This window comes from Mesorhizobium sp. M1088 (assembly GCF_040318575.1).
In the GTDB taxonomy this organism is placed as follows: Bacteria; Pseudomonadota; Alphaproteobacteria; order Rhizobiales; family Rhizobiaceae; genus Mesorhizobium.
In genome coordinates this window covers 1-26,532 of the sequence record NZ_JAMYMO010000022.1, presented here as the reverse complement: position 1 = coordinate 26,532, position 26,532 = coordinate 1, and the positions used below count along the sequence as shown (strand labels likewise).

The 26,532-nt window shown below is 62.8% G+C and carries 16 protein-coding genes and 1 pseudogene; 14 read left to right on the top strand and 3 right to left on the bottom strand.

What is annotated here, in order from left to right:
* Positions 1 to 194: 194 nt before the first annotated feature.
* The 6 genes from NKH49_RS22180 (at position 195) to NKH49_RS22155 (ending at position 14,981) form a co-directional block, all read left to right on the top strand.
* Positions 195 to 2,120 (top strand): autotransporter assembly complex protein TamA, encoded by a 1,926-nt coding sequence (locus NKH49_RS22180; RefSeq protein ID WP_352771326.1) that lies wholly within the window; start codon positions 195 to 197, stop codon positions 2,118 to 2,120.
* Positions 2,120 to 8,170, top strand: a complete 6,051-nt coding sequence (locus tag NKH49_RS22175) for a translocation/assembly module TamB domain-containing protein (RefSeq protein ID WP_352927848.1) — start codon at positions 2,120 to 2,122, stop codon at positions 8,168 to 8,170. Before NKH49_RS22180 ends, NKH49_RS22175 begins: the two co-directional genes overlap by 1 nt.
* Before the next feature lie 260 nt (positions 8,171 to 8,430).
* Positions 8,431 to 10,083 (top strand): ABC transporter substrate-binding protein, encoded by a 1,653-nt coding sequence (locus tag NKH49_RS22170; RefSeq protein ID WP_352927845.1) that lies wholly within the window; start codon positions 8,431 to 8,433, stop codon positions 10,081 to 10,083.
* A gap of 221 nt (positions 10,084 to 10,304) precedes the next feature.
* Positions 10,305 to 11,339 carry an ABC transporter permease gene (locus NKH49_RS22165; RefSeq protein ID WP_352453204.1) on the top strand — a complete coding sequence of 345 codons (1,035 nt, stop codon included), beginning with the start codon at positions 10,305 to 10,307 and terminating at the stop codon, positions 11,337 to 11,339.
* Between the two features lie 12 nt (positions 11,340 to 11,351).
* Positions 11,352 to 12,509 (top strand): ABC transporter permease, encoded by a 1,158-nt coding sequence (locus NKH49_RS22160; RefSeq protein ID WP_352503177.1) that lies wholly within the window; start codon positions 11,352 to 11,354, stop codon positions 12,507 to 12,509.
* A 63-nt stretch (positions 12,510 to 12,572) separates the two neighbouring features.
* Complete coding sequence (locus tag NKH49_RS22155; protein WP_352927842.1) at positions 12,573 to 14,981, top strand: dipeptide ABC transporter ATP-binding protein; 2,409 nt, start codon at positions 12,573 to 12,575, stop codon at positions 14,979 to 14,981.
* Between the two features lie 14 nt (positions 14,982 to 14,995).
* Here the strand turns inward: NKH49_RS22155 and NKH49_RS22150 are convergent, their stop codons facing one another.
* Positions 14,996 to 15,586, bottom strand: a complete 591-nt coding sequence (locus tag NKH49_RS22150) for a transglycosylase SLT domain-containing protein (protein ID WP_352927839.1) — start codon at positions 15,584 to 15,586, stop codon at positions 14,996 to 14,998.
* A gap of 218 nt (positions 15,587 to 15,804) precedes the next feature.
* On the opposite strand from NKH49_RS22150, the gene NKH49_RS22145 reads away from it, so the two are divergent.
* The 3 genes from NKH49_RS22145 to NKH49_RS22135 all read left to right on the top strand — a co-directional run bounded on the left by NKH49_RS22145 (position 15,805) and on the right by NKH49_RS22135 (position 20,826).
* Positions 15,805 to 17,343 (top strand): trimethylamine methyltransferase family protein, encoded by a 1,539-nt coding sequence (locus tag NKH49_RS22145; protein ID WP_352503179.1) that lies wholly within the window; start codon positions 15,805 to 15,807, stop codon positions 17,341 to 17,343.
* A gap of 83 nt (positions 17,344 to 17,426) precedes the next feature.
* A complete protein-coding gene (locus NKH49_RS22140) occupies positions 17,427 to 19,868 on the top strand; it encodes a GcvT family protein (RefSeq protein ID WP_352927836.1) in 2,442 nt (813 codons plus the stop codon).
* Between the two features lie 151 nt (positions 19,869 to 20,019).
* Complete coding sequence (locus NKH49_RS22135; RefSeq protein WP_352473532.1) at positions 20,020 to 20,826, top strand: class I SAM-dependent methyltransferase; 807 nt, start codon at positions 20,020 to 20,022, stop codon at positions 20,824 to 20,826.
* Positions 20,827 to 20,846: 20 nt separating this feature from the next.
* Here the strand turns inward: NKH49_RS22135 and NKH49_RS22130 are convergent, their stop codons facing one another.
* Both NKH49_RS22130 and NKH49_RS22125 read right to left on the bottom strand, forming a co-directional pair.
* Complete coding sequence (locus NKH49_RS22130) at positions 20,847 to 21,239, bottom strand: DoxX family protein (RefSeq protein ID WP_352769157.1); 393 nt, start codon at positions 21,237 to 21,239, stop codon at positions 20,847 to 20,849.
* Between the two features lie 156 nt (positions 21,240 to 21,395).
* Positions 21,396 to 22,172, bottom strand: coding sequence for a VOC family protein (locus NKH49_RS22125; RefSeq protein ID WP_352927833.1), 777 nt, complete (start codon positions 22,170 to 22,172; stop codon positions 21,396 to 21,398).
* A gap of 173 nt (positions 22,173 to 22,345) precedes the next feature.
* Between NKH49_RS22125 and NKH49_RS22120 the strand changes: the two are divergent.
* The 5 genes and pseudogenes from NKH49_RS22120 to NKH49_RS22100 all read left to right on the top strand — a co-directional run.
* Positions 22,346 to 22,468: pseudogene (locus NKH49_RS22120) on the top strand (gamma-glutamylcyclotransferase); the annotation flags it as partial.
* Positions 22,469 to 22,682: 214 nt separating this feature from the next.
* Positions 22,683 to 24,047, top strand: a complete 1,365-nt coding sequence (locus NKH49_RS22115; protein WP_352927830.1) for an NAD(P)-dependent oxidoreductase — start codon at positions 22,683 to 22,685, stop codon at positions 24,045 to 24,047.
* A 2-nt stretch (positions 24,048 to 24,049) separates the two neighbouring features.
* The gene (preA, locus tag NKH49_RS22110; protein ID WP_352927827.1) at positions 24,050 to 25,363 is read left to right on the top strand and encodes an NAD-dependent dihydropyrimidine dehydrogenase subunit PreA; all 1,314 of its coding nucleotides are present in this window, start codon (positions 24,050 to 24,052) and stop codon (positions 25,361 to 25,363) included.
* A gap of 100 nt (positions 25,364 to 25,463) precedes the next feature.
* Positions 25,464 to 25,982, top strand: a complete 519-nt coding sequence (locus NKH49_RS22105) for an RrF2 family transcriptional regulator (RefSeq protein ID WP_352453193.1) — start codon at positions 25,464 to 25,466, stop codon at positions 25,980 to 25,982.
* Positions 25,983 to 25,995: 13 nt separating this feature from the next.
* The gene (locus tag NKH49_RS22100; protein WP_352453192.1) at positions 25,996 to 26,454 is read left to right on the top strand and encodes a carboxymuconolactone decarboxylase family protein; all 459 of its coding nucleotides are present in this window, start codon (positions 25,996 to 25,998) and stop codon (positions 26,452 to 26,454) included.
* Positions 26,455 to 26,532 lie beyond the last annotated feature (78 nt).

Sequence of the window (26,532 nt, the reverse complement as noted above, 5' to 3'; positions counted from 1 at the left end):
CCGCCTGCCAACGGTTTGCTTTCCGGCCGGTGACCGGTAGTAGCTCCATAGGACAGGGGATCACGCTTTCTTGCGGCGACGCAGAAGGTGTGAGTTCCAAGCCCTGTCTATTTCAGCAATTGGATTGTGGCCCCTTTACGAGTGCTTCAGAACTTCATTCCAATTTTAGGTTTGCGAGCTAGGCTAGGAGCGTAATGCCGGCGTATGAAAGGCAGATGTCGGGAGGAACCGCGCCACGGCGCGCGCTTTCGCGCGCCCTGCTTTTCGCATTGTTGTGCTCTACGGCACTTGTTGCCGAAACCGGAAGTGCGGCAGCCTTCGAGATTTTCGGCATCAAGCTGTGGGGATCCAAAGACGAAGATGCCGATATCGTCGACCCGCTGCGCTATGCGGTGACGATCGAGGCGCCGGACGCCGACAAGGATCTCGCCGAGAAGCTCGAAAACGCCTCGGCGCTGAAGGCCGACGAGGAACATCCGGTATCCGGTTCTCTCGGCCTACTGGCCAAGGCGCGCAGTGACCGTGAGCAACTTGTTGCCGCACTCTACACTGACGCCCGCTACGAGGGTGTCGTCACCATCACTATTCAGGGCAAGCCGCTCGACGATCTGCCGCCCGATGCCGAGTTTTCGGGTCCGCAGCCGATACCGGTGGTGATACGCATAGCAGCCGGGCCGAAATTCACGCTTGGCAACATCAGACTGGAAGGCGATGCGGCGGGGCTGGCAAGTGCCGATTTCGGTCTGATCGCCGGCGGTGACGCCAGTTCGGGCGCCGTGCTCAAGGCCGAGGCGGCGATCGTGCGGGCACTCAAGCAAGAAGGCAGGCCGCTGGCCAAGGTGACGGGCCGCGAGATCGTCGCCGAGCACGCCGGTTCGACGCTCGACGTGACGCTTGCCGTCGCGGCCGGCCCGGTCGCCAGCTATGGCGACACCACTGTCGAGGGCACGGAAAAGGTCGACCGCGACTTCACCGAATATATGACCGGCCTTAAGCGCGGGCGCCAATATTCGCCCGATGAGATCGACGATGCGCGCGACCGGCTGCTCGGGCTCGAGGTCTTCAACAGCGTGACGGTGAAGGAAGCCGACGCACTGGACGCCGAGGGCAACATCCCGATCGGTGTCCAGGTAAGCGAACGCAAGCCGCGCTATTTCGGCATTGGCGGCAGCTTCTCAAACACCGAAGGGCTGGGCCTCGAAGGCTATTGGGGGCATCGCAATCTGTTTGGCCGCGCCGAAAAGCTGCGCATCGACGGCAAGATCAGCGGCATCGGCAGCAACGACTTGACCCAGCTCAATTACAATGCCGGCGTCATGTTCGAAAAGCCGGGCGTGGTCGGGCCGGCGTCGAAATTCATTGCCAGCGTCAATACCGTGCTGGAACACCCCGACGCCTACGACCATTTCTCGGTCAAGGGCAGCACCGGCCTGTCCTACGAACTCGACAAGAAGCAGACGGTTTCCGCGCAGGTCGCGCTGGATTATTCGAGGATCCACGACGCTTTCGGCAAGCACACCTATCTGATCGCCAGCATTCCACTGCAATATGTCTACGACAATCGCGACAGCAAGCTCAATCCGACCCGGGGCTTCAGGGTGCTGGCCTATGGCGAGCCGAGCTACGACATTTTGAGCGGGGCTGCGTTTGTCAAGCTGAAGGGCGAGGGGTCGGCCTACCAGTCACTCGATTCGGCCTCGAAATTCGTTTTCGCCGAACGTGTCGCCATCGGCTCCATCATCGGCGCCAGTCTTCAAGATGTTCCGGCAGATCGACGCTTCTACTCAGGCGGCGGCGGTTCGGTGCGCGGCTATGCCTATCAAGGCATCGGCCCGAAGGACAGCAATGGAGAACCGATCGGCGGGCTTTCCTTCTTTGAGACCTCGGTCGAGATGCGCATCGCCGTCACCGACAAGATCGGCGTCGTGCCGTTCGTCGATGCCGGCACGGTGTCGACCAGGCAGGTCCCCGATTTTTCGGACATGAAGGTCGGCGCGGGTGTAGGCTTGCGCTATCTGACGGCGTTCGGGCCGCTGCGCGTCGACGCGGCGGTGCCTCTCAACCGCGGTCCTGACGATCCTCATTTCGGCATTTATGCCGGCATCGGCCAGGCATTCTGATGGCAATATTCAGGCGCATCCTCCGTATTCTTTTCTACACGCTGCTCATCGTCGTGGCAGCGGCGGTGGGGGCGCTCGTCGTGCTGACCAAAACCGAGCGCGGCCGCGAAAACCTTGCCGGCATCATCTCGACCATGGCCTCGACCGGCGACCGCAAGGTGACTGTCGTCGGCATCGACGGCATCTGGTCGGGCGCGCTGAGGGTCGATCATGTCGTTCTGGAGGATCGCGAAGGCGCCTGGATGGTGGCGCGCAACGTGGCCGTCGACTGGTCGCCGCTGGCACTCCTGTCGAAGAGCTTCAGCGCCGATCGCATTGGGGCCGAGCGTATCGAGTTGGCAAGGCTGCCGGTGGCCAATACACAGCCGAGCCAAAGCGGAGCGACGACGCTGCCGGTTTCCATCGACGTCAGGCAACTCGACCTTCCCGAAATCGCGCTCGGGCAGGCTCTGGCCGGCAGCGGTGTCGCCGAACTTGCAGCCAAGGGAGCGCTCAAGGCGGACGCCTCTCCATTGGCGATCGAGACCAACCTCAACATCGTTCGCCACGACGGCAAGCAAGGCACGGTCGACGCCAAAGCCCATTTCGCGCCGGCCGACAACAAGCTCGACCTCGACCTTAAGGCATCCGAGCCGGCCGGCGGCATCATCGCCAACCTGCTCAACCTGCCGGGCGCGCCGCCGGTCAACATTGTCGTTTCCGGCACCGGACCGCTCGCCAACTGGAATGGCATCGGGACCTTCGTTGTCGACGGCCGGATCGTCACCCAGCTTACCGGTCGCCATCAGCTCACCGACAAGGGTCATTATGTCGAGGCCAACGGCGATGGCGAATTCGAGCGCTTCCTGCCCGAAACCCTGAAACCGCTGTTTGCCGGCAAGACCACCTTCGACCTCGCCGGCACGGCGACCGCGGCCGGCGGCGTCGATGTCGAGCGCGCCAATATCGACAGCGGCGCCTTGCACGCGACCGCCGCCGGCATTGTCGATCCGAACGGCGCCAGCGACCTTTCGGTGAAGCTCGCCGCAAAGGGGCCGCCGATCGTGCTCAGCCTCGGCAGCGAGGCGCAACCGATAACCGTGGCAATCAAGGATGCCACGGCCCGCGCTTTCGGCGATGGCAAGGCGCCGATGGTGGATATCGGCGCGTCGCTGGTCTCGGTGGTGGCGGGCGGCACGCGGGTGGACGACCTGATCGGGCAAGTGCATTCCGATGGTTTCGACATCCAGAACCGTAGCGGGCCGGTCACCATCAAGCTGACGGCGGCCGGCCTGAACACCGACGTCGCGACTTTGGCGCCGCTGATAACGGGCAGGGTCAGCGCCGGTCTCGCCGGCTCCGTCAGCATGGAACAGATTGTCGTCGACGAAGGCACGCTACGCAGCGACGCGCTCAATGCGTCCGTAACAGCCACAGTGGCGCTTGCCGATCTGTCGATGACGCTCAAGATGAATGCCGACGCGGCTTCGACGGCGCTGCCGCCGCAGATCAGCTCGGTTCTCGGCGAACGCGTTCAGTTTTCCGCAACCGCGACACGCGACCCGGACGGTGCGTTCGCCGCCAACGCATTGCAACTCACCTCCGGCACACTTAGCGCCAGCGGCACCGCTAGTGCGCAAGGCACCGATATCCGGGCCGATATCAAGGGCACGCTCGGCGACGTGTCAGTGCTGTCGCCGCTGGCCGGCGCCAAGGTCGGCGGCGCCGTCGGTTTCGCCCTGACCGCAAGCGGCGCGCGCAGCGCACCGGATTTCTCGGTTTCGGCCAACAGCGACAGCCTGACGGCGTCCGGTCATATGGTGAAACAGATCAAGTTGACCGCGAGCGGCAAGGCCGATATCGCCAGTCCCGCCGCCGATGTCTCGCTGACCGGCTCGGTCGACGACCAGCCGCTCGACCTCAAGGCATCGCTGGTCACAACCGACGGCAAGCGCTCCATCAATGGACTTGCCGTCTCGTTAGCCGACAACAAGGTCTCCGGCGACCTCGGGCTCGACGACAACCTGCTGCCGCTCGGCACGTTGACCCTCGATGCCGCCGATATTGCTCCGCTGGCCGCACTCGCAGGCCAGTCGGTCGCCGGCGACGTGCGCGGCACCATCCGCTTTGCGAACGACAACGGAGCGCCGACGGTCGCGATCGATGCGACGAGCGCCGTGATTTCGCGCGGCGAACTGGCGGCGAAGACAATCGCCGTCAACGCGCTGGTCGCCAATTATCTCAAAGCACCGGCAATCGCCGGCAAGATCAAGGCCGACACGATCACCTCCGGAACCACGGTGATCAGCGGCATCGATGCCGACCTGAAGCGCGATGGCGACTGGACCGGCTTTAGCGGCGGCGCCACGGTCGCCGGCATTCCGGCCAGCGCGTCCGGGCGGGTCAGGGTTGCGAACGGCACCACCAGCATCGAGCTTGCCTCGGGCGAGGCGGCCATCCGCGGCATCAAGGCAGTTGTCGCGCAGCCATCAGCGCTGACAATCGCCAATGGCAGGGTGAGCATAGAGAAATTGGCGCTCGGTGTCGGTGGTGGTTCGGTTGCCGTGTCGGGTACGGCTGGCCAGACGCTCGATCTCACTGCCACCTTGTCGGCGGTGCCGGCAGCGCTTGCCAATGATTTTTCACCGGGTCTCGATGCCGTGGGCGCGCTCAGCGGCACCGCGCAGGTCACCGGATCGTCGGCTGCCCCAGATATTCGCTTCACCGCCCGGCTCAGCGGCGCCGAAACCAGCCAGACCCGGCAGGCTGGGCTCGGGCCGCTGGATCTCGATGCGGCAGGCCGTTTCTCGTCGGCCAGCGGCCTGGCCATCGAGCAGGCGACGCTTGCCGGCGAGAAAATCTCCGGCAAGGCAGCCGGCACCCTCAATCCGAACGGTGCCAGCGATTTTTCGCTCGACCTGGCCTCTACCGGTCCGAGCCTGCCGTTGTCGCTTGGCAGCAAGGAGAGCCCGATCAAGCTCGAGCTGCAGGCGATATCGCTAACGGCGGCCGGGCAGGGCGCCCAGCCGAAGCTCGACATTTCCGCGACGCTGCCATCGGCCGCCACCAATCTAGCTATGATCGAGGGCATCACGCTTGCGCTGCACTCCGATCGCTTCGACGTGAAAGCCCGGAGCGGGCCGATCTCCGGCACCGTGACTGCCGAAAAAATCGGCATCGACAATCCGACTATCGCGCCGCTGATCGCCGGCAAGGTCACCGCCAAACTCGCCGGCAGCCTTGCCGCCGATGCCATCGTCATCGATAGCGGCACGGTGACCAGCGACGCATTGAACAGCGGCTTCAACGGGCGGGTCTCGCTGGCCGACGGCGCCATCGACCTCAATGTCAAGGCGGACGCCGCCTCGGCGGCGCTGCCGGCGGCGGTGCGTGGCGTGCTCGCCGAGCGAACGCAATTCAGTGCCGCGCTGAAGCGGGACGCCAATGGCAGTGTCACCGCCAATACCGTCAGGCTGTCGTCCGGTTCGCTGACGGCAGGCGGCCAGGCGAGCCTTGCCGACAACAAGCTCAGCGCCGACGTCAAAGGCGCGCTAGGCGACGTCTCGCTGCTATCCAAGGACGCCAAAGGCGCCATCTCTTTCGCGCTGAATGCGCAAGGCGCCAGCATCGCGCCGGATCTGTCGCTGACTGTCAACAGCGACAGGCTTTCGGTCGCGGCGCGCGAGATCACCGGTCTGAAGCTTACTGCCACCGGCAAGGCTGATGCCGCCAACCCGGCTGCGAATGTGCGACTCACCGGAAATGTCGGCGGCCAACCGCTGCAGGGCAGCGCCGTGCTGGCGACATCGGACGGCAAACGCGCCATCAACGGGCTTTTGCTGTCGCTCGGCAAGAACCGTATCTCCGGCGACCTGGCGCTCGACGATGCCTTCGTTCCGGCCGGCACCGTGGCGCTCGACCTGCCCGATATCGGTCCGCTTGCGGCCCTGGCACTGGAAAAGGCCGATGGCGATGTGCGCGGCACGATCGCCTTCTCCAAGGCGGGTACCGTGCCGCAAGTCGCCGTCAAGGCGACGACGGCCTCGATCTCGCGCGGCGATGTCTCGGCCAAGGCCGTGAGCATCGATGCGCTGATCGCCAACTATCTGGCGGCACCGGTGATCTCGGGCAAAATCCGTGCCGACAGCGTAACTTCCGGCGGAACGGCTATTCGGGGCGTCAACGTCGATCTCAAGCGCGACGGCGAATGGACCGGCTTTTCCGGTGGCGCCACCGTCAAGGATATTCCGCTGAGGGCGGCCGGCCGGGTCAAGGCGGTCAAGGGCACGACGACGGTCGAACTTGCCTCCGGCGAGGCGACCATCCGCGGCATCAAGGCGGCCATCGCCCAGGCCTCGACCATCAACATCGCCAATGGAGTGACCAGCCTCGACAGGCTGGTGCTCAACCTCGGCGGCGGCACGGCGACGGTCACGGGCAAGGCTGGGCAGGCGTTCGACCTCAACGCGACGCTGGCCCGCGTCCCGATCTCGATAGCCAACAGTTTTTCGCCGGGCCTCGATGCCGCCGGTTCCATCTCGGGCACGGTGAAGGTGACGGGCGCGCCGGCCAATCCGGCCGTTGCCTTCAAGATCGACGCCGCAGGCGTTCAGACGTCGCAGACCCGTGGTGCAGGTTTCGGCGGCATTGGCGTTTCATCCTCAGGTACGTATTCGGGCAACAGACTGACCTTCGACGCCAACATGAGCGATGCCGCCGGCCTCGGCCTCAAGGGCGGCGGCACGATGACGACATCAGGCGCGCCCACCCTTGATCTCAACTTTTCCGGCAAGGTGCCGTTCGCCTTCCTCACCAGGACACTCGCCGCGCAAGGCCTGTCCCTCAGCGGCACGGCCGACGTCGATGTGCAGGTGCGCGGCCCGGCGACGTCGCCGGTGATCTCAGGCACGGTCCGCACGTCGGGCGCCCGTCTGGTCGATGCGCGATCGGGGCTTGCGATCAACGACATCACTGCCGATGTCGCTATTGGCAATGGCGTGGCCAGGATCAACCGCCTGACCGGCACGCTGTCGACACGCGGCAGCCTTTCGGCCAGCGGCACCGTCGGCATCGATCCGGCAAAAGGTTTTCCGGCCGACCTGTCGGTCAAGCTCGTCGATGGCCGCTATACCGACGGCAAGGTGGTCACCGCCAATCTTGGCGGCGACCTGACCGTCAAGGGACCGCTCACCTCCGCGCCGGTGATTTCCGGTACCGTCAACCTGGCCAAGACCGTCATCACCGTACCCGAAAAGCTGCCCGGCTCGCTGGCCGAGCTCAACGTCAAGCACAAGAATGCGCCGGCCGCCGTGCGTGCGCAGGACAAGGCGTTGCGCCCGGCCGCTGCAAGCAGCGGTGGCGGCGGCAGCGGCCTCAATCTCGACGTCACAGTCAATGCGCCGAGCCAGATCTTCATCCAGGGCAGGGGTGTCGACGCCGAGCTCGGCGGTTCGCTGCGGCTGACCGGCCCGGCATCGTCACCCCAGGCGGTCGGCACCTTCACCTTGCGGCGCGGGCGGTTGACGATCCTTGCCAAGCGGCTGACCTTCACGGAAGGCACCGTCGGCTTTTCCGGCTCTCTGGTGCCCTACCTCAATCTCACGGCGCAGTCGAAGACGACCAGCGCCACTGTGACTATCGTGGTGTCAGGCGAGGCGAACAACCCGAAATTCACCTTCTCCTCGGTACCCGCGCTGCCGGAGGATGAGGTGCTGGCGCAGCTGATCTTCGGCCGTTCGATGTCGAACCTGTCGCCGCTGCAGATCGCGCAGCTTGCCGAGGCTGCCGGACAACTGGCCGGCGTCGGCGGCTCGACCTCACTGCTGCAGAACCTGCGCAGCGCAATCGGCGTCGACGATCTCGACGTAATCACCGATGAACAGGGTGGCACCGCCGTCTCGGCGGGCAAGTATCTCAACGACCGTACCTATGTGACGATCCAGAAGGGCGACAGGCCGGGCTCGGGCAAGGCAACCGTCGATCTCGACGTTGGGCGCGGCGTCAAGCTGCGTGGCGAGGCAACCGACGCCGGCGAAGCAAAAGGCGGTGTTTTCTACGAACGGGAATATTGAAACCGGCCGTTCGCGCAGAACAACTGGTTGCCTGAGAACGAGTGGCGCAGCGGCGAATGTCCCAGTTTAATTGCCTGTGGGGATTTCGGACGAAATCCCTGGCGCAGTAGCAAATTTGCGCCAAGACTGTCGTTATCGCGCGAACCGCCCTGCTTTCAAAGTTGCACATTCCTTGGCATGTTCCCAATCCCTGCCGTCTTTGACATCATGGCGAGGATGCGGAATGTTAAAAGGCAGAAAGCCAACAATGGGAGTAAGTCATGACGATCTACAAGAGTAACGGCGACCGCGTTCCCGATCACATCCTGGCCATGGCCGAAGACGCCAAGGCAGGCAAGATGGATCGTCGCGAATTTCTAGCTCTCGCCAGCGTCTTCGGCGCGTCGACGGCGATGGCCTATGGCATGCTTGGCCTTGCAGACCCGACGCCGGCCAAGGCGGAAGAGGTCCAGGGCAAGAAAGGCGGCGTATTGAAGGTCGCGCAATGGATCAAGGATCCGAAGGATCCGCGCAAGGCCGACTGGTCGGAAATCGCCAATGCCGAGCGCCAGGCGCTCGAGCCGCTGGTCAAATACACCACCGAATACACGTTCCGCCCCTATCTGCTGGAGAGCTGGGACGTGAATGACGACGCTACCGAATACACGCTGCATGTGCGCAAGGGCGTCACCTGGAACAACGGCGATCCGTTCTCCGCAGACGACGTCATCTTCAACCTCAAGCGTTGGGCCGACAAGAAAGCCGAAGGCAATTCCATGCCCGGTCGCCTCGGTTCGCTGGTCAAGGATGACAAGCTGGATGAGAGCGCGGTTACCAAGGTCGACGATCACACGGTCAAGCTGACGCTCAGCAAGCCGGATATCGCCCTCATTCCCAACGTGTGCGACTATCCCGGCCTTATCGTCCACAAGACCTTCGACGAGAAGGGCGGCGACTTCAAGTCCTGCCCGATCGGAACCGGCCCGTTCGAGTTGGTCTCCTACGATGTCGGCCAGAAAGTGGTCTACAAGCGCCGCGAAGACAACAAATGGTGGGATGGTGACGTCTTCCTCGACGGCATCGAGTTCATCGACTACGGCACCGATCCGGCGGCGATGGTCAGCGCTTTCGAGGCAGGCGAGGTGCACACCAACTTCGAGACGTCGGCCGACTATGTGTCGATCCTCGACGGCATGGATTTGGTGAAGTCGGAGATCGTCACCGCCTCGACGATCGTCTGCCGTACCAATGTGACCAACAAGCCTTACGGCGACCAGAAGGTTCGCAACGCCCTGCAGCTCGCGGTCGACAACAATGTCGTCCTGCAACTCGGCTACGGCAATGCCGGCACGGTTGCCGAAAACCACCATGTCGCCCCGATCCATCCGGAATACTATGAATTGCCGAAGATTGCTCGCGACCCGGCCAAGGCAAAGGCGCTGATGGCCGAAGCCGGCCAGGCCGATTTCGACCACGAACTGATCACGGTCGACGAAGACTGGCACAAGAACACAGGCGACGCGATCGCCGCGCAGATGCGCGACGCCGGCATCAAGGTCAAGCGTACGGTGCTGCCGGGTTCGACCTTCTGGAACGACTGGACGAAGTATCCGCTGTCGATGACCAACTGGAACATGCGGCCGCTCGGCGTCCAGGTTCTGGCGATCGGCTATCGCACAGGTGAGGCCTGGAACGAGACGGCCTGGTCGAATCCGGAGTGGGATGCCAAGCTCAACGCTGCGCTGGCAGTTGCCGACGCCGCCAAGCGCAAGGAAATGATGAAGGATATCGAGCAGATCCTGCAGGATTCCGGCATTATCATCCAGCCTTATTGGCGCAAGCTCTACAGCCATTCGGTCAAGGCGGTGCAGAACTACAAGATGCACCCGACCTTCGAGCGCGACTACGGCAAGGTCTGGCTCGACCAGGCCTGACCGGACGATCCGGAAAGGGGCGTCTCGCCCCTTTCCCTCGCTCTTTGCATGGTCCTTGGACCGGAAGTCGGCGCAGCAAAAAGTTGCGGACTCTTCGGCCTGGGTCTGCAATAAAAAGGGTATTGCATCTGGGACTGGTCTGAAGGCTTGTTCTGCCGCTGGCGGCAGCGCACGGCTTGCAAACCGGTTCCACCCCCCAACCCGACCGGCAGGGGACCGCCATGCTTTCTTTCGTTATCAGGCGTCTCGGCACCATGGCAGTGACGATGCTGTGCCTGACGATGATCGTCTTCTTCCTGGTCAATCTCGGGCCTAATCTGAAGAAGCTCGCGATCAGCCAGACCGAAATGCACACATCCGCCGAGCAGCTTGAGGCTTGGCTGGTCAACCATGGCTATCGGCAGAATTTCTTTATCCGCTACGGTCAATGGCTGGGCATCATGCCCAAGCAGCCGGTGACCGACCCGGCGACCGGCAAGCCCGCACAGCGTTTCTCCTTCTGCAACGATCCGGTCGTGCCGACATTCTCCGGCATCCTGCAAGGCGATTTCGGTTGCTCGACCAAGTTCAAGACGACGGTCGCTTCGAAACTCTTTCCGGCGCTCAGCGCCACCGGCATCCTGATGCTCTGCGTGCTGGCCGTAATGGTGCCGATCTCGCTTTTGATCGGTATTCTCGCCGGTATGCGCGAGGGTTCACGCACCGACCGCACATTGTCGGTGGCTTCGATCGCCTCGACGGCGACGCCCGAATATGTTTCGGGCGTCATCTTCACCGTGATCTTTGCCTCCTGGCTCGGCGTGCTGAACGGTTCGGCGGCCTCGGCCAGCCAGGGCATCACCTTCTATAATTTCACCTTGCCGGTGATGACGCTGGCGATCTACGGCATCGGCTACATCGCTCGCATGACCCGCGCCTCGATGGTGGAGGTGATGACCCAGCAATATATCCGAACCGCCCGGCTGAAGGGCCTCTCCTTCGGCAGCGTGGTGATAAAGCACGCTCTGCGCAACGCGCTGATCGCGCCATTCACGGTCATCATGCTGCAGTTCCCCTGGCTGCTCACCGGCGTCGTCATCGTCGAGGTGATGTTCCGCTACCAGGGGTTCGGCTACACCCTGGTCGAGGCCGCCGGCAACAACGACATCGATCTTCTGCTCGGCTGCTCGCTGGTCTCGGTGTTTATCGTCCTGATCACACAGCTCATCTCCGATGTCGGCTACGCGTTCCTCAATCCGCGCATCAGAGTTCAATAGGAGACCGGGCGGATGCAGGTCGAATATCTCAGCGCCTTCAACGTCGTACTCGGCGTGCTTGCCCGCTTCTGGCCGGTCTGGATCGCTCTCGCCCTGGTGATGGGGGCGAGCTTCGGCTACAAGAAGAAGCTAGGCCTTTACGGCCAGCTTTTCGACAGCGGCGTCGGCATCGTCGGCGTCGGCATCTGCCTGTTCTGGCTGTTTACGGCGATCTTCGCGTCGACCATCTCGCCCTTCGATCCGCTCGCCCAAGTGCCGATCATGAAAGACGCGCTGCCGGGCGCAATCGAGCCGGGGTCGAAACTTGTATACTATTTCGGCGGCGACAAGCTCGCCCGCGACGTGTTCTCCCGCATGGTCTATGGCAGCCAGATCGTGCTGATCATCGCGCCGGCGGCGACCGGTTTTGCGCTGATGGTCGGCATTACGCTCGGCCTGCCGGCCGGCTATTATGGCGGCAAGATCGATACGGTGCTGTCCTTCCTCGCCAACCTTGTGCTGGCCTTCCCGGTGATCCTCCTGTTCTACCTGCTGGTGACGCCGGGCATCATGGACACGCCGATCCCCTACGCGATGGCAGGGCTGTTCTTCCTGTTTCCGATCATCTTCTTCAGTGTGCTGTTCTGGACGCGCTACAAGAACCGCCCCGACCGCCTCTATATCCTGCTTGGCCTGACGTTGGTACTTGGCGGCTGGATCTATGCGGGCCTTGTCTTCGATGCCGATCCGTTCAAGATCATCCACATCGATCCCAACCAGCTCAACATCTTCGTGGCGGTGGTGTTCGCCTCCAGCCCCGGCGTGTTCCGCATCGTGCGCGGCCTGGTCATGGATATCAAAACGCGCGACTATGTTGCGGCGGCACAAACGCGCGGTGAATCGCCCTGGTACATCATGCTGTGGGAGATATTGCCCAATGCGCGCGGGCCGCTTATCGTCGACGCCTGCCTGCGCATCGGCTACACCACGATCCTGCTCGGTACGCTCGGCTATTTCGGGCTGGGACTGGCGCCGGAAAGCCCGGACTGGGGCACGGCGATCAAGGATGCAAGCCGGCTGCTGCGCTCCTTCATCCACCCGGCGCTGCCGCCGACGATCGCATTGATGTCGTTCGTGCTCGGCCTCAACCTCCTGGCGGATTCGTTGCGTGAACAGTCTATGAAAGATTGATGCCGGGAAGATCGATGCCGGGTTCGGCCCGACATGCCTGAAGAACAAGGATTGGAGCGACCCATGAATGAGGCAGTTCGAAATCCCGCCAAGCCGACGAATGGCCCGATCATCGAGATCGAGAACCTGTCGATCTCCTTCTTCACCCGCAAGGGCGAGATCCCGGCGGTCATGGATTTTTCCTGCACGGTCATGCCCGGCGAGGCGATGGGTATTGTCGGCGAATCCGGCTGCGGCAAGTCGACCGTGTCGCTCGGCATCATGCGCGACCTCTCCAACATCGGAAAGATCGTCGGCGGAAAGATCAAATTCCAGGGCAAGGACATGGGAGAATTGTCCGACGAGGAACTGCGCGCCATCCGCGGCAACAAGATCGCGATGATCTACCAGGAACCGATGGCCAGCCTGAACCCGGCGATGAAGGTCGGCCAGCAGCTGATGGAAGTGCCACTGATCCACGACAAGGTGTCGAAGGACGAAGCTTACAAACGCGCCTTGGAAATGGTGCGCGCGGTGAAGCTGCCGGATCCCGAGCGCATGATGCGTTCCTACCCGCACCAGCTTTCCGGCGGTCAGCAGCAGCGCATCGTCATTGCCATGGCGCTGCTGTCGAAGCCGGCGCTGCTTCTGCTCGACGAGCCGACGACAGCGCTCGACGTGACGGTGGAGGCCGGCATCGTCGACCTGGTCAAGGGGCTGGGCGAGAAGTTCGGCACCTCGATGATCTTCGTGTCGCACAACCTCGGCCTGATCCTGGAGACCTGCGACCGCATCACGGTGATGTATTCGGGCGAAGCGGTGGAGACCGGCAAGATCAAGGACGTCTTCGACCGGATGCGCCATCCCTACACGCAAGGCCTGTTCCGCTCGATCCCGTTGCCGGGCGCCGACAAGAATTCGCGGCCGCTGATATCCATCCCAGGGCAGTTGCCGCTACCGCACGAGCGGCCGAAGGGCTGCAATTTCGGCCCGCGCTGCCACCATTTCGTCGAGGGCGTCTGCAACGCCGCCGAAATTCCGATGATCGCGGTCGAAGGCCATGACGGGCATTTCTCGCGCTGTGTGCGCTTCAACGAGATCGACTGGGAGGCGCTGCCACCCGGCGCCAAGAAGGTCAACGAGCGGGTGGTGCCCGGTGCGCCGGTGCTCCAGATCGAAGACCTCCGGAAGTACTACAAGGTCGGCGGCAGCGAAGTGTTCGGCTCGAGCGAGGGCCGTGTCGTCAAGGCCAACGAGACGATCTCGTTCATGGCGCGCGAATCCGAGACCGTCGCTATCGTCGGCGAATCCGGCTGCGGAAAATCGACCCTGGCCAAGGTGCTGCTTGGTCTCGAAACGGCAAGCTCCGGCCGCGTCAAGCTCGGCAACAAGGAGATCCAGTCGACCGGGATCGAGAAACGCAGCGTCGACACGGTGTCATCGATCCAGATGGTGTTCCAAAATCCGTTCGACACGCTCAATCCCAGCCATTCGGTCGGTTCGCAGATCATCCGTACGCTGGAAAAGTTCAATGTCGGCGACACGGTGGCCGACCGCCGCAAGCGGATGCTGGAATTGCTCGACCTGGTGAAGCTGCCGAGGGCATTCGAGACGCGTAAGCCGCGCCAGCTTTCAGGCGGCCAGAAACAGCGCATCGGCGTGGCGCGGGCCTTTGCCGGCGACGCCAAGGTGGTGGTGGCCGACGAGCCGGTCTCGGCACTGGATGTGTCGGTCCAGGCGGCGGTCACCGAGCTCTTGATGGACATCCAGCGCAAGAACAAGACGACGATGCTGTTCATCAGCCACGATCTGTCGGTGGTGCGCTACATCGCCGACCGCGTCGTCGTCATGTATCTCGGCTATATCGTTGAGCAAGGCACGACCGACCAGATATTCGCGCCGCCCTATCACCCCTATACCGAGGCATTGCTGTCGGCGATCCCGATCGCCGACACAAGCGTGGTCAAGAAGCACATCGTGCTGGAGGGCGACATCCCTTCGGCGATGAACCCGCCGTCCGGCTGTCCGTTCCAGACGCGCTGCGGCTACAAGAAACTGGTGCCGGACAACCTTTGCGAAACCATGGTGCCGCCAGTCAAAAATCTCGGCGACGGCCATATGAGCTTATGCTGGCTGTCCGACGACGTGCTGGCGAAAATGGAGCCGGTGATCAAATTCGACAAGGAGCACGCCGCAAATGAGGGCGTGCCGGATGATGCAAACCACGGTGTTGGCCCGGGCTTTGCCGGAGATCCGCCCAAGCGCCCGCATGGAAAGACTGGCAGCGTTGAAGCCGATGCCGAGGGCCAGGCAGTGGAGAATGCCGAAGCGGTCGCCAAAGCCCGCCGTCACGAGGTTCGCGACGAGGTTTCAGAGACCGGCACCTCAAGCTCTGCCGACAGCGCGGTGGCACCAATCATGCCGCCGACTGTCGGCGACGGCCGACAGGCCGAGGACGCCACGCGCAAGCCGCGCAAACCCAAGGGCGGCTGAGAGCCGTTAATAGGCTAGGGCGCGCATTGCCGTAGCTGCGCGGCGTAGTCCTGCGCCATCTGTTCGGTGGCATGCGCATAGCGCTGCACGTCGGCGTCGCCGCGACTGCCGCGCTTGTAGGCATTCCAGCCGAGATAGTAGGCGAGATACAGATTGTAGGTGTCGTTGCGGGCGACGCCGAGCGTGTCGGCGGTCCTGGAATGATACCAGCCGACGAAATCGACGGCATCGGCAAACCTGGTGCGGCGCGCCGCCCAGCTGCCGGTCTCGTTCTGGTATTGCGCCCAGGTGCCGTCGAGCGCCTGCGAGAAGCCGGTGGCGCTGGAGATATGTTTCCAGGGAATGAAGCCCAGCAGCTTGGTGCGCGGCGGCCTGGCGTTGCTCTTGAAGCCGGATTCCTTGCGCACCGTCGCCATCAGCACGGGAACCGGCACGCCGTATTTCTGCTCGGTGCGTTGTGCCGCCGCCTGCCAATTGTCGAACCAGCCGTCATTCTGGTCGAAAACGGCGCACACATCGTTGATATGGTTCGGTGGCGTCGCGCAGGCCGAAAGCGCCAGCGGCGCGGCAATCGCTATAATTTTACTAAAACTCGACCTACGCATCGGAAGAGCATTAGGCCGAAAACATAAAAGGAATCTTGCTGTCTTCCTTAACGGCTCATCGGCCGCTTTGGCCGACACTGAGCAGGTATAAACATTCCGACGTTTGTTGTCGCTTTTACCGATGTGAAATTCCCGGAATGCCGCCTTGGCTAAAATCACGCCCGCAGGTGGCGGATTCTTGACAGCTCGATCCTCGTTCCGGCGCTTTGATGCGCGGCATGAGCGAACCAAGACGCAAGCGCGGCGCCGAGCGAACCAGCAACAGGGGACCGACCGCCATCCCGCAACTGCCGTTGCGCCGCGTCACCAATCCCTATCCGCCAATGGCGATGCTCTCGGCCGACCAGATCGAGGCGATCCACCAGGCGTCGATGCATATCCTGGAGAATTTCGGCATCGAGGTGATGAGCCCGCGGGCGCTGTCGCTGTTCGAGAAGGCCGGGGCCAAGGTCGATCATGCCACGATGAACGTCCGCATCGATCGCGGCATGATCGAGGAAGCGCTGAAGACGACGCAGTCCAGTTATACGCTGACGCCGCGCAATCCCGCCCATGCCGTCCACCTCGGCGGCAATACCATCAACTTCACGCTCGTCGCCGGGCCGCCGAATGTGCACGACATGGAGCGCGGCCGCCGTGCCGGCAATTTGCGCGATTATTCCGATCTCGTCCGGCTGGCGCAGCATTTCAACTGCATCCACATGCTAGGCAACCAGGTCTGCGCGCCGGTAGAATTGCCGGCGAATTCCCGTCATCTCGACACCTATTTCGCCAATCTGACACTGACCGACAAAAGCTTTCACGTCTCGGCCATCGGCCGCGGCAGGGCGCTCGACGGCATCGAAATGATGGCAATCGCGCGCGGACTGACGCTTGATGAGATGCGCCACGATCCCGGCGTCACCACGATCATTTCAGTCAATTCGCCGCGCCGCTTCGACGAGATGATGGCCGAGGGGCTGATGACGATGGCCGAGTTCGGCCAGTCGGTGGCGGTAACGCCATTCACGCTGATGGGAGCGATGAGCCCGGTGACGCTTGCCGGCGCGCTCGCCCAGCAGAATGCCGAGGCGCTGTTCGGCGTGGTGCTGACGCAGCTCGTCCGCCCCGGCGCGCCGGTGATGTATGGCGCCTTCACCTCCAATGTCGATATGAAATCGGGAGCGCCGGCGTTCGGCACGCCTGAAAATACCAAGGCGAATATCGCGTCCGGACAGTTGGCGCGGCGTTACAACCTGCCTTATCGCACAACGCCGGGCTCGGCTTCCAATGCCGCCGACGCGCAAGGCGCCTATGAGACGCTGATGGCGCTGTGGGGCGCGGTGCTCGGCCATGGCAACCTCGTCTACCATGCCGCCGGCTGGCAAGAGGGCGGACTGACAGCGTCGTTCGAAAAGTTCATCATCGACGTCGAGATGATCCAGCACATGATGGAGTTTTTGCGCCCGATCGAGGTCAACGAGGCCGAGCTTGCCGTCGAGGCTCTGGGTGCGGTTCCGACCGGCGGCCACTTCTTCGGCGAGCCGCACACGCTGGAGCGCTACGCCACGGCCTTCTACCAGCCGATGCTGTCCAACTGGCAGAATTTCGAGGCTTGGCAGGAAGCTGGTGGGCTAGACGCCACGGCGCGAGCGACGAGGCTGTGGAAGAAGGCGCTGGAGGACTATGTCGAGCCGGTGATGGAAATCTCCAGACGCGAGGCGCTTGAGGCGTACGTGGCCAAGCGCAAGGAAGCGATCGGGGCGGGCGAGCCTTAAGCGCCGCTCGTCTTGTTCGGCTTCATTCTCTTCTCCTCCAGAATCATGAAACCCATCCAACTCTTTGAAACGACGAGAATCCCATGAAATCGCATGCAAAGGTCGTTGTTATCGGCGGTGGCGTTGTCGGGTGCTCCGTGCTGTTCCATCTGGCCCGGCACGGCTGGACAGACATCGTGCTTCTGGAGCGCGATGAATTAACCTCCGGCTCGACCTGGCACGCCGCCGGCGGCATGCACACGATCAATGGCGATCCCAATGTCGCCAAGCTGCAGAAATACACAATCTCGCTCTACAAGGAGATCGAGGAACTGTCCGGCCAGGCGACCGGCGTGCATTTGACTGGCGGCGTCTTGCTGGCAGCGACGGAGGCGCGGCTCGACTGGCTGCGCGGCGTCGTCGCCAAGGGCCGCTATCTCGGCATCGAGCTCGAGGAGATATCGCCTGATGAGGCGGCCGAGCTGATGCCGTTGCTCGATCCCAAGCAGTTCGTCGGTGCCGTGCGCAACAAGGAGGACGGTCATCTCGACCCGTCCGGCGTTACCCACGCCTACGCCAAGGCGGCGAGGAAGCTTGGTGCCGAGGTCGAGCGTTTCACCAAGGTCGAGGACATTGTGCGGCGCGCCGACGGGTTGTGGCGCGTCATCACCAACAAGGGCGAGGTTGTGGCCGAACATGTCGTCAATGCCGGCGGCCTGTGGGCGCGTGAGGTCGGCCGCATGGTCGGGCTGGAGCTGCCGGTGCTGGCGATGGAGCACATGTACCTGATCACCGAGGACATGCCGGAGGTCGCCGCCTGGAACCAGAAGACCGGCACGGAGATCATCCATGCGGTCGACTTCGACGGCGAGCTCTATCTGCGCCAGGAACGCGGCGGCATGCTGATGGGCACTTATGAAAAGGCCAACAAGCCATGGTCCGAATTCCAGACGCCATGGAATTTCGGCCACGAACTGCTGGAGCCCGATATCGACCGCATCGCACCGTCGCTGGAGGTTGGCTTCCGGCATTTCCCGGCGTTCCAGAACACCGGCATCAAGCAGATCATCAACGGACCCTTCACCTTCGCGCCGGACGGCAATCCGCTGGTCGGGCCGGTGCGCGGCCTGCCGGGGTTCTGGGTGGCCTGTGGTGTCATGGCGGGGTTCTCGCAGGGCGGCGGCGTCGGCCTGGCGCTGTCGAACTGGATGATCGAGGGCGATCCCGGCGCCGACATCTGGGCGATGGATGTGTCGCGCTACGGTGACTGGGCCACGATGGCCTATACCAACGCCAAGGTGCGCGAGAATTATTCGCGGCGGTTTTCGATCCGCTTCCCGAACGAGGAACTGCCGGCTGGGCGACCGCTCAAGACGACGCCGGTCTATGATCTGTTGTCGGCCGAGGGCGCGCAATGGGGCGTCGCCTATGGGCTGGAAGTGCCGCTATGGTATGCGCCCGAAGGGGTCAAGGACGAATTCTCCTGGCGCCGCTCGAGCGACTTCGAGCATGTCGCGAAAGAAGTGGAGACGGTTCGGCAACGCGTTGGTCTGTCGGAAATCTCGTCATTCGCCAAATACAGAGTGACCGGTGAGGGCGCAGCAACCTGGCTCGACAGTATGCTCGCGTGCAAATTGCCAAGGCCCGGCCGCATGACGCTGGCGCCGATGCTGAAGGAAGACGGCAGGTTGATCGGCGATTTCACGCTGGCCAATCTCGGCGGTCCAAATTCTGCAAGCAAGGATTGGTTCCTGGCCGGCAGCGGTGTCGCCGAGCAGTACCACATGCGCTGGTTCGAAGCGCATCTGCCGAAGGACGGCTCTGTTAACATCGAGGCGCTGGGAGCAAAACTCACCGGCCTGTCGATCGCCGGGCCGAGCGCGCGGAACCTTCTTGAAAAGGTCACACGATCTGACGTGTCGAATACGGCCTTTCCGTTCATGGCCATCAGCAGGATGGATATCGGCATGGCACCGTGCCTGGTCGGGCGCGTCAGCTACACCGGCGACCTCGGCTACGAAATCTGGGTGGCGCCGGAATATCAGCGTGCCGCCTATCAGGCGCTGATGGCGGCGGGCGAGGAATTCGGCATCGGCCTGTTCGGCTCGCGCGCGCTCAATGCGCTGCGGCTCGAGAAGAATTACGGCTCATGGGCGCGCGAATACCGGCCGATCTATGGGCCGCTGGAGGCCGGCCTCGACCGCTTCGTCGCCTATGGCAAAGAGGCCGATTTCATCGGCAAGCAGGCAGCACTGGCAGAGCGCAAGCAAGGCGGCAGACTGCGGTTGCGGGCCTTTGTCGTCGATGCTGCCGATGCCGACGTCATCGGCGACGAGCCAATCTGGTATGGCGGTGCCGTGCGCGGCTGGGTCACGTCGGGTGGCTACGCGCATCATTCAAAAAAGTCCGTCGCCATCGGTTACGTGCCGAAAGAGATCGCCGATGAGGCCAACGGTTTCGAGATCGAGCTATTGGGCAAGCGTTACGCCGCACGTATGCAGCAGACACCGCTGTTCGACGCCAATTTCGAGCGGATGCGCGGTTGAGGAACCGAGTGGCATGGCGAAGTCGCCGTGCCGGTGGCACGATGAAAGGGGGAGGACGATTTCGCGATAGTGAAAATTCTTTCGCGCGGTGACCTTTGGTTTTATTGTCGAGCTGCGGCGGAAGGCTGGGCAATTGCTTCGGAGGTCCACCATGCCCGATGTGTATGCGCAGATCACAACCGCTGATCCGGCTGTTGTCGCGGTTCTTATCAACGCGATGGAGTTGCGGGCCGCAGACCCGCGCCAGAAGGCAATCCGCCACTCGTTTTTCTCCTCGATCGATTTTCCGGAAAGGGCACGCGTCCTCGAAGGCGGCTGCGGCTCGGGACCGATCAGTCGCGAGCTTGCGCGCTGGCCGGGGGTGAACGAGGTTGTTGGGCTCGATCCGTCGCCGATATTTCTGGCGAAGGCGCGCGAGCTTGCCGCGGATATCCCCAACCTGAACTTCGTCGAAGGGGATGCCAGGTCGCTGCCGCACGAGGACAACTCGTTCGATGTGGTCATCTTCCATACCTGCCTGACCCATGTGCCCGGTCCCGAAAAGGCCCTGACGGAATCGTTGCGCGTGCTTCGCCCAGGCGGCTGCCTGGCGATCTTCGACGGCGATTACGCGACGACGACGGTCGCCATCGGCGATCATGATCCGCTGCAGGATTGCGTGGATGCCGCAATGGCGGCGCTGGTGAATGACCGCTGGCTGACGCGCCGGCTGCCGCTGCTGGCGAAATCGGCGGGCTTTGTCGTCGAAAAATTCGACAGCTACGGCTACGCCCAAATTGCCGCGCCCGACTACATGCTGACTCTGGTCGATCGCGGCGCCGATATTCTGGCCGGCTGGAAGCGACTCGACAAGGCGCTTGGCGACGGGCTGAAGCACGAGGCGCGCCGGCGTGTCGAAGCCGGAGAGTTCTTCGGGTTCATCGCCTTCGCGGGCCTGATTGCGCGCAAGTCGGCCTGAGCGCGCGCTGATCCGCCCGGCTACGATGTTTTGCGGTTGTCCAGTGCCAGGGCGCCGGGGCCGGCGAATACCAGATAGAAGAAGATGAAGCAGAAGGAGATCGCGGCATCGCCGCCATTGTTGACCGGGAAGAAGCTCTGCGGCATGTGCGCCATGAAATAGGCGATCGCCATCTCGCCGCTGAGAAGGAATGCCACCGGCCTGGTGAAAAGCCCCAATACCAGCAGGATGCCGCCTCCGAATTCCAGGATGGCCGCGGTCAGCGATAGCCCGCTCATGGTGCCGGCATGGTCGCCGACGGGGAAATTGAACAGTTTCTGGGTGCCGTGCTCAATGAACTGCAGCGCCGTCATGATGCGCAAGGTGGCAAGGGCGAACGGTTGATATCCGGCGAGGCCTTCGAAAAGCTTCATCTACGACTCCATTTTCACCTAGCCCGGCCATAGGTCATCGCCAAAGGCCGGACCATTCACATAGTCCGGCCTTCATTCAACTGTCGGTGAGTGAGTCGTGAGGCGTGCTGCAGCCTTGGGGCCGCACGATGGCGGCCCCGCAATTGGCGCGGCCTGTTACCGCGTCGGTGCCATTAGCGCGAAATGGGCGCCTTGCGGATCCGTGCACTGTACGATCCAGCTGCCGCCGGGGACCTCCATCGGACCCATCAGGATCTTGCCGCCATTGTCGGTGACGCGCTTGGCTGCCGCGTCGATGCCGGGCACGTTGAAATAGAACTGCCAGACCGGCGCCGGGATCTGCTCGGGCTTGTTCATCATGCCGCCAACGGGCTCGCCGCCGAAGGCGAAAAGCTGGTAGACGCCCATCGGACCCATATCCATGGCGTCGCCCTTCTCCCAGCCGAACTGGCTGGAATAGAAATCGAACGCCGCCTTCCAGTCTGACGTGTAGAGCTCATGCCAGCCGATGTTGCCGGGGGTCGCCAACGGTAGCGGCGGCTGGTCGGGGCCGCTGGGCTGCAGGAAGTTGAACATCGCACCTTGCGGGTCTGCAACGACGGCGAAGCGGCCGACGCCAGGAATGTCGTCGGGCTCGCGGTGAACCGCGCCACCAGCCTTCTTGAGGGAGGCCGTTGCGGCATTGACGTCCCTGGTGAGGATATAACCGACCCAGGCCGGCGGCATGCCCATCTTGCGCGCGTCATCGGGCAGCGTCATCATCCCGCCGACGCCGCGCTCGCCGACATTCATGACGATATAGCGCGGCATGCCCTGGGCCCCTTCGAAAGGCTGCCCCCTCCAGCCCACCACGGAGGTGTAAAACGCCTCGGCGGCGTCGAGATCGGTGGTCATCAGCTCGTACCAGAAGAAGGGCATGGGGGACTGTGGCATTGTCGTGCTCCTTGCGGTTTGTACATCGATCATGCGCGATCCATTCTAGGACGATCTTCACGACGAAAATCCGACAGCCAACCAAAAAAGATGACGGCAAATTGGAAATGTTACCGGGTTGCGCGCCCTGCGGTTTTCGACTTTGCTCGCAGTCAACGAGGGGTTGTTGATCCATGCGCCGGATGTCGCCCACTTCCGAACTTGTCGCGCTGTGCCATCGGGAGGAGGCCGATCCCGGCGCCGATGGCAGCTGGACGCAGCTGACGGACGAAGACTTCAGGGCCCTTTGCCTTCGGTGATCAAAACCAACGCTAAGCTTACCAGGCTGACCACTCAGTCCAGCAACGGCAGTGCCGCTATGGCCAAGCTTCCCTGTCGGCGGCTTTTGTACCATGAGTATACTTGTCATGTTTAGTCGTGGCTTTTCAGCAGTTGCACAGAAAATTGACCAATTGATAAAAAAATAAAACGTGCTAGCCTTCCCCAAAACAAGAACATGGGGAACTGACGATGCCAGAAGGCCAGTTCAAGCAAGGCATTGCCGGCGGGCGGCTCTCGCCGGACCAATATGCCGACAATTTCGCCGACCTGCACCCGCCACTCGATCATCACGAGGCGCTGGTCGAGTCCGACCGCTGCTATTTCTGCTATGATGCGCCGTGCATGAATGCGTGTCCGACCTCGATCGACATCCCGCTGTTCATCCGCCAGATTTCGACGGGCAATCCGATCGGCTCAGCCAAGACCATTTTTGACCAGAACATTTTGGGCGGCATGTGCGCCCGCGTCTGCCCGACCGAGACGCTATGCGAAGAAGTCTGCGTGCGCGAGGTGGCCGAAGGCAAGCCGGTGCAGATTGGTCGCCTTCAGCGCTACGCCACCGATGTCGCCATGGCCGAAAACAAGCAGTTCTACAACCGCTCCGAACCGACCGGCAAGACGGTCGCCGTGGTCGGCGCCGGACCGGCCGGGCTTGCGGCCGCGCATCGGCTCTCCCGCTACGGCCACGACGTGACCATCCTGGAAGCCCGCCCGAAGGCCGGCGGCCTCAATGAATACGGTATCGCCGCCTATAAGAGCGTCGACAATTTCGCCCAGGCTGAAGTCGACTATGTCACGTCGATCGGCGGCATCGACATCCAGAACGGCAAGGCGCTCGGCCGTGATTACCAGCTGTCGGACCTGACCAGGAATTACGATGCGGTGTTCCTCGGCATGGGGCTTGCCGGCGTCAATGCCTTGCGAGCGGATGGCGAGGAGGCGCCGGGCGTCAGCAATGCTGTCGAGTTCATTGCCGAGCTTCGTCAGGCCAGTGATCTGGCCAGCCTGCCGGTCGGCCGGCGTGTTGTCGTCATCGGCGGCGGCATGACGGCGATCGACGCGGCGGTGCAATCGAAGCTGCTCGGAGCCGAAGAGGTGACGATCTGCTATCGGCGCGGCCCGGAGCACATGAATGCCTCCGAATTCGAGCAGGATCTGGCTGCCGCCAACGGCGTCATCATCCGGCACTGGTTGCAGCCGAAGCGGGTCATTGCCGACGCTGGCAAGGTGTCGGCGATCGAGCTCGAATACACCGCGATGGACGGCGACCGGCTCGTCGGCACCGGCGAGCGGCTGACGTTGACCGCCGACCAGGTGTTCAAGGCGATCGGCCAGAGTTTTGTCCCGGCTGCGCTCAACGGCAGCGGGGCTTTGCTTGACCTGGAAGCCGGCCGCATCAAGGTGGACGCCGAAGGCCGCACCTCGCTGGCCAATGTCTGGGCTGGCGGCGACTGCATTTTCGGCGGCGATGACTTGACTGTTTCAGCCGTCGCGCAAGGCCGCGATGCTGCGGAGAGCATTCATCGGGCACTGACCTCGAACGGGAGGGCATGAGCATGGCAGACATCCGCAATAATTTCGTCGGTATCAAGTCGCCGAACCCGTTCTGGCTGGCTTCGGCGCCGCCGACCGACAAGGCCTACAACGTCATTCGCGCCTTCAAGGCGGGCTGGGGCGGCGTGGTATGGAAGACGCTCGGCGAAGAGGGCCCGCCGGTGGTCAACGTCAACGGTCCGCGCTACGGCGCGATCTGGGGCGCCGACCGTCGTCTGCTCGGCCTCAACAACATCGAGCTGATCACCGACCGCGACCTGCAGGTCAATCTGCGCGAGATCAAGCAGGTCAAGATGGACTGGCCCGACCGGGCGATCGTCGTCTCGCTGATGGTGCCTTGCGATGAGCATGCCTGGAAGGCCATCCTGCCGGTAGTCGAGGAGACCGGCGCTGACGGCATCGAACTCAATTTCGGCTGCCCGCATGGCATGTCGGAACGCGGCATGGGTGCGGCGGTCGGCCAGGTGCCGGAGTACATCGAAATGGTGGTGCGCTGGTGCAAGGCCAACACCCGCATGCCTGTCATCACCAAGCTGACGCCCAACATCACCGACATACGCAAGCCGGCACGCGCTGCGCTTGCCGGCGGCACCGACGCGGTGTCGCTGATCAACACCATCAATTCGATCACCGGCGTCAATCTCGACAATTTCGCACCGGAGCCGACGATTGACGGCAAGGGTTCGCATGGCGGCTATTGCGGCCCGGCGGTGAAGCCGATCGCCATGAACATGGTGGCCGAGATCGCGCGCGACCCGGAAACGAAGGGCCTGCCGATCTCCGGTATCGGAGGCATCACCACCTGGCGCGACGCCGCCGAGTTCATGGCGCTTGGCGCCGGCAATGTGCAGGTGTGCACGGCGGCGATGACCTATGGCTTCAAGATCGTGCAGGAGATGATCGCCGGCCTGGAAAACTGGATGGACGAGAAGGGCCATGCCTCGCTCGACGACATCATTGGCCGCGCCACTCCCAACGTCACCGACTGGCAGTATCTCAACCTCAACTACATCGCAAAGGCGCATATCGACCAGGAGGCCTGCATCAAATGCGGCCGCTGCCACATCGCCTGCGAGGACACCTCGCACCAGGCGATCACCGCAATCGTCGACGGCGTCAGGCATTTCGAGGTGATCGAGGCCGAATGCGTCGGCTGCAATCTCTGCGTCAACGTCTGCCCGGTCGAGAACTGCATCACCATGGAGCCACTGGCGGTTGGCGCGATCGACGAGCGCACTGGTAGGCCAGTGTCGCCGATCTATGCCAACTGGACGACGCATCCCAACAATCCGATGGCCAAGGTGGCGGCGGAATAGCATTGCGAAAAAAGCGGCGTCCATGGGCGCCGCTTTTTGACTTTCCTATTGCGGATAAAAGATATCCAAGATAATCTATATCCATGAACAGGAGAGCGAAATGAAGCTGGGCGAAGGCGTCGAAGCGGCCATCCACTGCGCCGCGATGCTCGCCGGCGTTGATGGCGCCGCGACCTTGCCAGGTGCTGCCATGGCCGAGGCGTTCGGGCTGTCGCCGAGCTATCTGCTTAAGCATCTCAACGCGCTGACTGCGTCCGGCATTCTGGAATCAGTGCCGGGGCCGTCCGGCGGCTACCGGCTGGCGCGGCCGGCGGAACGCATAACGCTGCTCGATATCGTGCTGGCCGTCGAGGGGCGTGAACCGGCGTTCCGCTGCGCCGAAATCCGCCAGCGCGGCCCAGCGAAGCTCGATGCCTCGGTCTATGTCAAACCCTGCGGCATCAACGTAGCCATGCTGAAGGCCGAGCGTGCCTATCGCGCCGCGCTCGCCGACGCCCGGCTGTCCGACATCGTTGCAGAATACACCGCCGATGCCGATCCCCGTTCGGTCGCCGCGAACTGCGCCTTCGTCGAGCGCCATCGGCGGCCGCAGAAATCAAGTTCAACCAAGCAAGCATGAAAGGCTACAGACGATGAAACAGAGGCTGCAATTTTTCGGCGCGGCGCCGGAGATCATGAAGGCGGTGTCGGCGCTCAACAAGGCAGTCGACGAATGCGGGCTCGAAAAAAGCCTGTTGCATCTGATCAAGCTCAGGGCGTCGCAGATCAACGGCTGCTCGTATTGCGTCGAGATGCATAGCCGCGAAGCGCGCCGCGACGGCGAAAGCGAGCAGCGGCTCTATCTCGTCTCCGCATGGAAGGAATCGCCGCTGTTTTCAGAGCGCGAACGCGCGGCCTTGGCCTGGACCGACGCGCTGACCAGGATTGCCGACAACGGTGTGTCGGACGAACTCTATGCAAGGACGCTCGAATATTTCTCGGAACAGGAGCTGGTCAAGCTCTCGGTTGCGCTCGGCATGATCAACACCTGGAACCGGCTTTGCGTTCCGTTTCATGCAATCCATCCGATGCCAGCAGTCTTGGCCGCTTGAGCATGGACCAGGGGCGGGGGGGGGTGGGGGGCGGCCGGGGTTTTGGGCGGGGGCCCCCCCCAGGGAGTTTTTAATATT

Coding starts and splice junctions, on each gene's coding strand:
- NKH49_RS22180 (WP_352771326.1), top strand. CDS start 195: ATGCCGGCGTATGAAAGGCAGATGTCGGGAGGAACCGCGCCACGGCGC.
- NKH49_RS22175 (WP_352927848.1), top strand. CDS start 2,120: ATGGCAATATTCAGGCGCATCCTCCGTATTCTTTTCTACACGCTGCTC.
- NKH49_RS22170 (WP_352927845.1), top strand. CDS start 8,431: ATGACGATCTACAAGAGTAACGGCGACCGCGTTCCCGATCACATCCTG.
- NKH49_RS22165 (WP_352453204.1), top strand. CDS start 10,305: ATGCTTTCTTTCGTTATCAGGCGTCTCGGCACCATGGCAGTGACGATG.
- NKH49_RS22160 (WP_352503177.1), top strand. CDS start 11,352: ATGCAGGTCGAATATCTCAGCGCCTTCAACGTCGTACTCGGCGTGCTT.
- NKH49_RS22155 (WP_352927842.1), top strand. CDS start 12,573: ATGAATGAGGCAGTTCGAAATCCCGCCAAGCCGACGAATGGCCCGATC.
- NKH49_RS22150 (WP_352927839.1), bottom strand. CDS start 15,586: ATGCGTAGGTCGAGTTTTAGTAAAATTATAGCGATTGCCGCGCCGCTG.
- NKH49_RS22145 (WP_352503179.1), top strand. CDS start 15,805: ATGAGCGAACCAAGACGCAAGCGCGGCGCCGAGCGAACCAGCAACAGG.
- NKH49_RS22140 (WP_352927836.1), top strand. CDS start 17,427: ATGAAATCGCATGCAAAGGTCGTTGTTATCGGCGGTGGCGTTGTCGGG.
- NKH49_RS22135 (WP_352473532.1), top strand. CDS start 20,020: ATGCCCGATGTGTATGCGCAGATCACAACCGCTGATCCGGCTGTTGTC.
- NKH49_RS22130 (WP_352769157.1), bottom strand. CDS start 21,239: ATGAAGCTTTTCGAAGGCCTCGCCGGATATCAACCGTTCGCCCTTGCC.
- NKH49_RS22125 (WP_352927833.1), bottom strand. CDS start 22,172: ATGCCACAGTCCCCCATGCCCTTCTTCTGGTACGAGCTGATGACCACC.
- NKH49_RS22115 (WP_352927830.1), top strand. CDS start 22,683: ATGCCAGAAGGCCAGTTCAAGCAAGGCATTGCCGGCGGGCGGCTCTCG.
- preA (WP_352927827.1), top strand. CDS start 24,050: ATGGCAGACATCCGCAATAATTTCGTCGGTATCAAGTCGCCGAACCCG.
- NKH49_RS22105 (WP_352453193.1), top strand. CDS start 25,464: ATGAAGCTGGGCGAAGGCGTCGAAGCGGCCATCCACTGCGCCGCGATG.
- NKH49_RS22100 (WP_352453192.1), top strand. CDS start 25,996: ATGAAACAGAGGCTGCAATTTTTCGGCGCGGCGCCGGAGATCATGAAG.